The sequence below is a fragment of the Aminobacter sp. P4_H6_2 genome (assembly GCF_056400805.1).
The window spans coordinates 1-1,956 of the sequence record NZ_JBFUKO010000834.1 but is presented as its reverse complement, the minus strand read 5'-3'; the positions used below and the strand labels follow the sequence as shown (position 1 = coordinate 1,956).

The window sequence follows — 1,956 nt, the reverse complement described above, 5'->3', positions numbered from 1 at the left end:
CATGAAGATCGTCTCGACGGTTTCGGCAATAGTCCGCGTGCGGTTGCTGCTCGATTCCGGCGGCCCCTGGATATCGACGATCAGAAAGCCTTGGTCTTCGTTCGGCAAGAAGGAGGTGGGGAGCTGAATGAAGGACCAACCGAGACCGACCAGCAGCGCCAGGTAGATGATCATGAAACGGCCTGTCCGCTTCACGATCCAACCGACGCTCGAAGTATAGCTGCTCGTCGTCCGGTCAAAGCCGCGGTTGAACCAACCAAAGAAGCCCTTCTTCTCGTGGTGCCCCTTGCTGATCGGTTTCAGGAAACTGGCGCACAGCGCAGGTGTCAGCGATAGCGCCAGGAATCCGGAGAACATGATCGACACGACCATCGTCAGGCTGAACTGCCGGTAGATGACGCCAACGGCTCCCGGGAAAAACGCCATGGGCACAAAGACGGCCGTGAGAACCAGCGTGATGCCGATGATCGCGCCGGAGATCTGCTTCATGGCCTTGCGCGTCGCGTCCCTTGGCGACAGCCCTTCTTCGGCCATGATGCGCTCGACATTTTCGACCACGACGATGGCATCGTCGACCAGGATGCCGATCGCCAGCACCATAGCAAACATCGTCAAGACGTTGATTGAGAACCCCGTGGCCAGCATGACCGCGCAGGTTCCGAGCAGCGCCACCGGAACGACCAGTGTCGGGATGATCGTGTAACGGAAGTTCTGCAGAAACAGGAACATCACCGCGAAGACGAGCACCATTGCTTCAAGAAGCGTATGGATGACCTTTTCGATCGACACTTTCACGAACGGCGAGGTGTCGTAGGGGATGGCGTATTCCAGGCCTTCGGGGAAAAAGCGGGACAGCTCCTCCATCTGCGCCCGGACGGCTTCGGATGTCGCCAACGCGTTGCCCGTCGGCGACAGCTGTACCGCGATCGCTGCGCTTGGCTTGCCGTTCAGCCTGGTGGAGAAGTTGTAGTTTTCCGCGCCGACCTCTATGCGCGCCACGTCCGACAGCCGGACCGACGAGCCGTCGGGATTGGCGCGCAGCACGATGGAGCCGAATTCTTCGGCGGAGGTGAGCTGGCCCTTAACCAGGACGGTGGCCGAGATCTGCTGCGTGATCGGGTTGGGATCCGCCCCGATGCGGCCAGCGGCAACCTGCGCGTTCTGTGACCGGATCGCATTGGTGATGTCGTCCGATGTGAGCTTCAATCCGACCATCTTGTCAGGATCGATCCAGATGCGCATGGCGCGCTGCGTCGCAAACAGCTGCGCGCGGCCGACACCGTCGATACGCCGGATTTCGCTGAGCACGTTGCGGCTAAGATAATCACCAAGACCGACGACATCGAGCGAACCGTCCGTCGACGTAAGGGCGACCATCATGAGGAAGCCACTGCCGGCCTCTTCAACCTGGATGCCCACCTGCTTGACGACCTGCGGCAAGCGCGGCTCAACACGGCGCACAGCGTTCTGTACGTCGATGGACGCCTGGCCGCTGTCGGTCCCGGGAGCAAAGGTCGCGGTAATGCTGACCATGCCGGAGGAATCGGAGGTCGATTCGAAATAGAGGAGCCCGGCAACGCCGTTCAGCTCTTCTTCGATGGGCCGGGTGACACTTTGGTAGATGTCTTCGGGTGCGGCGCCGGCATAGGTCGCGGAAATGGAGACCTGCGGTGGCGCCACGTTCGGATATTGCGCTACTGGCAGGAACGGAATGGCGATGACGCCGGCGAGCATGATGAAGATCGCCACGACCCATGCGAAGATGGGTCGATCGATGAAAAACTGAGGCATGTTTTCTGTCCTTAGCCGGCCTTGGGCTTGCTAGCCGGCTCCACCGAGCCGGCGCTGCCAGTTGCTGGCGCCGTATCCTGGGGCTTCCATGTCTGGGCGGTCACCGGAGCACCGGGCTTGACCTTCTGGAAGCCTTCGACGACGACCTTGTCGCCTGCCTTGAGG

The 1,956-nt window shown here is 60.8% G+C and carries 1 protein-coding gene; it reads right to left on the bottom strand.

What is annotated here, in order from left to right; genetic code table 11:
* Window positions 1-1,791, bottom strand: a 1,791-nt coding sequence (locus tag AC1DUU_RS30705; protein WP_476787089.1) for an efflux RND transporter permease subunit, incomplete at its 3' end; no start/stop codon positions are given.
* Window positions 1,792-1,956: the final 165 nt, after the last annotated feature.